Below are 5903 nucleotides of genomic sequence, written 5' to 3'. Positions count from 1 at the left end.
GCCAGTGTCCACAGGCGGCGGGCAGTCGACACCCTCGGTGAGTGTGCGCACCTGCTTCTGCCACAGGAAGTCGGTGTCCGTGACGGCGGGGACTGACGACACGGTGTAGAACCACGACGCGTTGGTCGGCGAGTTCCCGGTGACGTGCAGGCCCGTACCCGGCGTGCCGGACCACGTCGCACTGATCAGGTGACCAGGGGGCTCGTCGTCGGTGTTCTTGGTCCAGTTGACGGAATCGGCCGGCGGGAACGTCGTCGGCGGGTTGCCCACGCCACGGTTACCACCGGTCCACGAGTAGTGACCACCGGTCACGCCCGGGGTGATGATCTCCGGCGCGGTCTCGCCCACGAACACGTATTGCACGAGGTCGCCGTCAGTGCCAGGGGCGTTGTTCTCCTCGGTCCTGATCTGGTCGCCCTCGTTCACCCAGTCGGTGTACGAGTCCTCCGTCTCGACGCACGGCGCGGTGTCGTCCGCCCGCGCGGGGCTGGCCGGCGAGAACGCCGCCACCAGCCCGAGCGACACCAGGGCGAGCGCAGCGGCGATGAAGAGCAGTTGTTTCAAGCGCAGGGCTGCCGACATTTGGAGTCCGTCCTTCTCTCGGCGAGCCGTCTTTTCCAGACGGCTCGCGATTTCCCCGAGGGCTCCGAGTGAGCACTTTCAATTCAACGTGCGGGCCGACTCACCCGTGGCCGACTTAAGAAGCCTTGCGTGAGGCTGGACCAAACCCTTGGACTTCGTTGAACGGGCCTTGAGATGAACGGCGTAGTCCACGTGGGCTACTCGGTTTGTGAACGAACGGCTGGTTGCCGATTCCCGCCCCTTGAAGAATCCTTGCGACTACGATTGAAGATTCCTTGAAGTTGCTGCAGCAGCACGTCCACAAACTCGGGAGGACACCATGCAGCTGCCCGTTCGCCTCGCGTCCGCTCTCCTGGCCTCGGTCCTGGTCGTTGCCGGCACGCTGGCACCAGCCGGGGCCGCGATCCGGCCGGTACCGGAGCCGAACCGCTCGGTCAGTCCCGCGACCCACCCCAACGAGTACGCCAATCGCGTGGTCGCCGCGGTCAACGACGCGCGGGCCCGCGCCGGCCTCAAACAGCTCCGCGTCTACCAGGACTGTCTGGACGGTCAGGCCGATCGCTGGGCCAGGCGCCTGGCCGAGACGGGCCGTCTCCAGCACCGCGACCAGCGCAGAGTCCTGAGCGCCTGCAACCTGCACTGGACGGGCGAGACCCTGGCGCGCGGCGCGCGGAGCCTGGGCCCACGCGAGATGGTGCGCGCGTGGATGCACTCGCCCGGCCATCGGGCCGTGCTGATGAAGCCACGCGCCAAGCTCGCGGGGGTCGGGATCCGGTTCGACTCGCGCGGCTACGTCTACGGCGTGGTCAACCTCGGCGACCCCACCTGAGGCCACCGCGTGGCCCGGGCGGGGTGAGATGATGCCCGCTCCCCCACCCGAGCCCGGAGGTCGGCCATGCTCCACGTCGCTGTCGCGACGCGAGCGTTCCGGCGCTACTCGACCTACACCGCCGCCACCCTGGCCGGGATCTTCACCAACTCCGTCTTCGGGATCATCTACTCCTACGCCTACCTCGCCCTGTGGGCGGAGAACCCCACGGCCGGCGGGTACGACGCGTCCGACGCGGTCACCTACGTCTGGCTCGGCCAGGCGCTGCTGATGACCGTCGCCCTCTGGGGCGGCGGCACCACCGACGACCTGGCCGAGCGGATCCGCACCGGAGACGTCGCCATCGACCTCTACCGCCCCGTCGGACTGCTCGGGTGGTACCTCGCGGGCGACCTCGGCCGGGCGACGTACCACCTGCTCACGCGTGGGCTGGCGCCCACACTCATCGGGGTGCTGCTGTTCCACATCCAGCTCCCGGACGGGCCCGTCGCTGCCTGCGCGTTCCTGGTCAGCCTGCCGCTGGCCGTCACGGTCAGCTTCGCGCTGCGGTTCCTGGTCGCCTCCACGGCCTTCTGGCTGCTCGACGCGTCCGGACCCCGCGTGCTCAGCGGCGCGCTGGCGATGTTCTTCAGCGGGATGGTGCTGCCACTCGTCCTCTTCCCGGGCTGGCTCGGGACCCTGGCCCAGGCACTCCCCTGGTCTGCGATGGTCCAGGTGCCCAACGACATCTGGCTGGGCAAGTACCCGGGCACCGAGGTACTGCAGGCGCTCGGGTTCCAGCTGGCCTGGGCGCTCGCCCTGCTCGGCTGCTGCGCGCTCACGCTCCGGACCGCGACCCGCAAGGTGGTGCTGCAGGGTGGCTGAGGTGTCCACCAGCATCGTCGCGCCGGCACGCAACTACGTCGACATCGCCACCCTCTGGGTGCGGGCCGCGTGGGCGTACCCCGGCTCGTTCCTGATGATGGCCTTCGGCAGCCTCCTGATCACGGCGCTCGACTTCGTCGGGATCTGGGCGATGTTCGCCAGCATCGACAGCCTCGGCGGGTTCGGGCTGCGCGAGATCGCCCTGCTCTACGGCGCCACCGGAGTGGGCATCGGACTCGCCGACACCATGATCGGCAGCGTGGAGCGGATCGGGGTCTACGTCCGGACCGGCCGCCTCGACCAGATGCTCACCAGGCCGGTGCCGCTGATGGTGCAGGTCTGCGCCGACCAGTTCACCCTGCGGCGTCTCGGCCGGATCACCCAGGCCGGGATCGTCTTCGGCTGGGCGGCGACGTACGTCGACTGGACGCCGTCGCGGATCGTGGTCGCCGTCGTGATGGTGGCCAGCTCGACGGTGATCTTCTTCGCAATGTTCACGGGCTTCTCGTGCATCCAGTTCTGGACGACCGACGCGAGCGAGTTCGCCAACGCCTTCACCTACGGGGGAAACACCCTCACCCAGTACCCGCTCAGCATCTTCCCGCGGGAGATCATGGTGGGCCTGACCTTCGTGGTGCCGATCGCGTTCGTGAACTGGTATCCCTGCCTCTACCTGCTCGGACGGGAGGACCCCTTCGGGCTGCCGCAGTGGCTGCAGTTCTGCTCTCCCGTCGCGGCTGTCGCGTCGCTCGCGGGAGCCCTGCTGATCTGGCGGACCGGTGTCCGCCACTACACCTCCACGGGGAGCTGAGATGAGCCTGATCGAGGTCCGCGACCTGACGCGCACCTTCGCGGTCCGGCGCCGGAGCGGCAGGCTCCGTCGGTCTCCGTCGGTGGTGTCGGCCGTCCACGACCTCTCCTTCACGATCGAGTCCGGCGAGATGGTGGGCTACATCGGCCCCAACGGCGCCGGGAAGTCCACCACGATCAAGATGCTCACCGGCATCCTCGTCCCCACGTCGGGCGAGATCCGGGTGGCAGGGCTCGCGCCGAGTGCGCGGCGCACCGACCTGGCGCGCCGGATCGGCGTGGTGTTCGGGCAGCGCACCACCCTGTGGTGGGACCTGCCGCTGCGCGACTCGTTCGAGCTGCTCCAGAAGATCTACCGCGTCCCCCACGACCGCTTCCGGCGCAACCTCGACGAGTTCCTCGAGCTGCTCGACCTCGGCCGGCTGCTCGACACCCCCGTCCGCCAGCTGAGCCTCGGGCAACGGATGCGCGGCGACATCGCGGCCGCGCTCCTGCACGACCCCGACATCCTCTACCTCGACGAGCCGACCATCGGGCTGGACGTGATCAGCAAGGGGCGGCTGCGCGAGTTCCTCCGCAGGCTCAACGCCGAGCGCGGCACCACGCTCCTGCTCACCACCCACGACCTGCAGGACATCGAGGCGCTCTGCCACCGGGTGATCGTGATCGACCACGGGACCGCGATCTTCGACGGCGCCCTCGGCGACCTGCACGGCCAGGGCGGCTCCACACGCACGCTGGTCGTCGACCTCGTCGACACCGCCCCGGCGATCGAGGTTCCGGGGGCGGTTGTCCGCAAGGTCGAGGGACCCCGACAGTGGCTGTCCTTCCCGGCCGGTGCCAGTGCCGCGCCCATCGTGGCGGCCGTCGCGGCGTCGTACGACGTTGCCGATCTCTCCATCCAGGAGCCGGCCATCGAGGACGTCATCCGCGACCTCTACTCGGCGACCGGGTCCTTTTAACGCGCGTTTGACGGTCCGGGGCGACGTTGTCCGCGGACGTCCGGACGCTCGGGGTTCCCACTCAGGCACCAGCGACGCCCAGGGTGATGGGAGCAACTCTGATGGAACGCATGAACAACCGGCGAGGCGAGCCGACCCGCTCGAGCCGGGTGCACAAGACAAACCGTCGTCGCAGCCTCGGTGCAGCGGTGGCGGCAGGAGCCATGGTGGCGGTAGCGATGCCGGTGCTGTCCTCCGTCTCCTCCGACGCGGCCGTCGGCGGCCGGCGCAGCATCGAGGTCACGACCTCTTCCGACATGGTCATCCTCCAGGGCTACCCGAACCGTGCCCGGGTCAGGATCATGGCGATCAGGGGCGGCGTCATCGTCGGCTCTGCGATCAAGCGGGTCCAGCCAGGTGGCCTGATCGAGATGAACCACGGCGGCGGGGCTGACTGCTGGGAATCGGCCAGGACACCCAACCTCCGGCCGGGCGACACGATCCGGACCAGGATCATCGGCACCCCCACCATTGACACCAGCGTCGTGCGAGGCGTGTTCATCGACTCGGTGACGCGGGACGACACGTCCATCACGGTCACCGGCCACGTGCAGATGACGGGACGGACAGCAGCCAACCCGGGAATTCTGGAGCTGCGCGTGCGCACCGACAGCGCCGACGAGCGCGTGAATGTCCGCCCCGACGTGGTGGCCAGCGGTGGCACCTTCACCAGGGACATCGGTGTTGCGGCGGGTGAAGCGGCCGGCGCCGAGGTCGTCCTCGAGTGGTCCAACGGTGGCGGCGGCGAGCTGTCGGTCGCCGAGGAGGGACCCGCGGAACCGGTGCGGCTCCCGGGCTGCCCCCGGATCGAGGCCAACTAGCGCGAGTGATTGAGGACCCGGGGACGGCCTCGCCGTCCCCGGGTCCGCGCATGCCCTGGGAGGCACGGGCAGGCCGGGGCGGATGCGCCCTTCAGGGCGTGCTGTCCGGCGACCGGCGCCGGCCCGCCACCCCGCTTTAACGCGCTCTTGACGATCCGGCGTCACCGTGTGCGTGGGCGACGCTCGGCGCCCTGGGGTGACGGGAGCAGATCTGATGGAACGGGTACGGCAATGGCGTGCGGGACCGACTCGCACCGGAAGGGTGCGCAGTCGCACCGGCGGTGGGCGCAGGGTCAGGACGGCGGTGGCGACGGGCGCCCTGGTGGCCCTGGCCATGCCAGTCCTCTCCGCAGACGGCGCTGTCCGCGCCGGTCGCAGCATCGAGGTGTTCACCGAGTCCGACCTGGTCATGCTGGCCGGCTACCCGCCCAGCACCAAGGTCAGGGTCGAGGTGCTCCGACACGGCTTCGTGGTCGGCAGTGCCACGAAGTCGACCGACTTCGCCGGCGGGATCGAGATCAACCACGTCGGCGGCCTCGCCGGTGACTGCTTCGACCTGCCCAGCTCGCCTGACATCCAGCCGAGCGACACGATCCGCGCCACTGTGCTGGGCACCGGGGGTGCCCCTGACACCAGCGTCGTGCGCGGTGTCTCCATCGCGGGCGTGGAGTTCGGCACGACGACCATCACGGTGTCCGGTCACGTCGAGCTGACGGGACCGGGCGCGGTGGACCCGGCCACCGACGTGCTCGAGCTGCGGATCAACAAGGAGACCGACTGGGACGGGATCGGACGCTCGGACCTGCGCGAGCCGATCGGTGGCAGCGTCGATCCGCTCACGGGTGACTGGGTGCACGTCCTCACCGTCTCGGAGAGCGACGCCGCCGAGGCGGCGCTGGAGAGCGACACGGTCCTCGAGTGGTCCGACGCCTCCCTTTCGGAGCTGACGATCGCCGAAGCCGGCGAGCCGGAGCCCCTGGAGGGCTGCCCGCCGCC

The 5903-nt window shown here is 69.6% G+C and carries 7 protein-coding genes; 6 read left to right on the top strand and 1 reads right to left on the bottom strand.

What is annotated here, in order from left to right:
• Positions 1 to 582 (bottom strand): hypothetical protein (locus tag VFN12_RS10680; protein WP_325118652.1); only part of this gene is annotated, 582 nt, incomplete at its 3' end.
• 319 nt (positions 583 to 901) lie between these two features.
• Between VFN12_RS10680 and VFN12_RS10675 the strand changes: the two genes are divergently transcribed.
• The 6 genes from VFN12_RS10675 to VFN12_RS10650 all read left to right on the top strand — a co-directional run.
• Entirely contained in the window at positions 902 to 1411 is a 510-nt protein-coding gene (locus tag VFN12_RS10675) for a CAP domain-containing protein (RefSeq protein ID WP_325118651.1), read from the top strand.
• 66 nt (positions 1412 to 1477) lie between these two features.
• Positions 1478 to 2275: an ABC transporter permease gene (locus tag VFN12_RS10670; protein ID WP_325118650.1), complete on the top strand. Its 798-nt coding sequence runs from the start codon at positions 1478 to 1480 to the stop codon at positions 2273 to 2275.
• A 1-nt stretch (position 2276) separates the two neighbouring features.
• Complete coding sequence (locus tag VFN12_RS10665) at positions 2277 to 3086, top strand: ABC transporter permease (RefSeq protein WP_325118649.1); 810 nt, start codon at positions 2277 to 2279, stop codon at positions 3084 to 3086.
• 1 nt (position 3087) lies between these two features.
• Positions 3088 to 4047, top strand: coding sequence for an ABC transporter ATP-binding protein (locus VFN12_RS10660; protein WP_325118648.1), 960 nt, complete (start codon positions 3088 to 3090; stop codon positions 4045 to 4047).
• Positions 4048 to 4157: 110 nt separating this feature from the next.
• The gene (locus tag VFN12_RS10655; protein WP_325118647.1) at positions 4158 to 4907 is read left to right on the top strand and encodes a hypothetical protein; all 750 of its coding nucleotides are present in this window, start codon (positions 4158 to 4160) and stop codon (positions 4905 to 4907) included.
• 262 nt (positions 4908 to 5169) lie between these two features.
• A partial coding sequence (locus tag VFN12_RS10650) for a hypothetical protein (RefSeq protein WP_325118646.1) occupies positions 5170 to 5903 on the top strand: 734 nt, incomplete at its 3' end.

The organism is Nocardioides sp., assembly GCF_035703625.1.
Taxonomy (GTDB): Bacteria; Actinomycetota; Actinomycetes; order Propionibacteriales; family Nocardioidaceae; genus Nocardioides.
Note: the sequence above shows the minus strand (reverse complement) of the source record. Positions and strands in the feature narration are given on the sequence as shown.

Coding starts and splice junctions, on each gene's coding strand:
- VFN12_RS10675 (WP_325118651.1), top strand. CDS start 902: ATGCAGCTGCCCGTTCGCCTCGCGTCCGCTCTCCTGGCCTCGGTCCTG.
- VFN12_RS10670 (WP_325118650.1), top strand. CDS start 1,478: ATGCTCCACGTCGCTGTCGCGACGCGAGCGTTCCGGCGCTACTCGACC.
- VFN12_RS10660 (WP_325118648.1), top strand. CDS start 3,088: ATGAGCCTGATCGAGGTCCGCGACCTGACGCGCACCTTCGCGGTCCGG.
- VFN12_RS10655 (WP_325118647.1), top strand. CDS start 4,158: ATGAACAACCGGCGAGGCGAGCCGACCCGCTCGAGCCGGGTGCACAAG.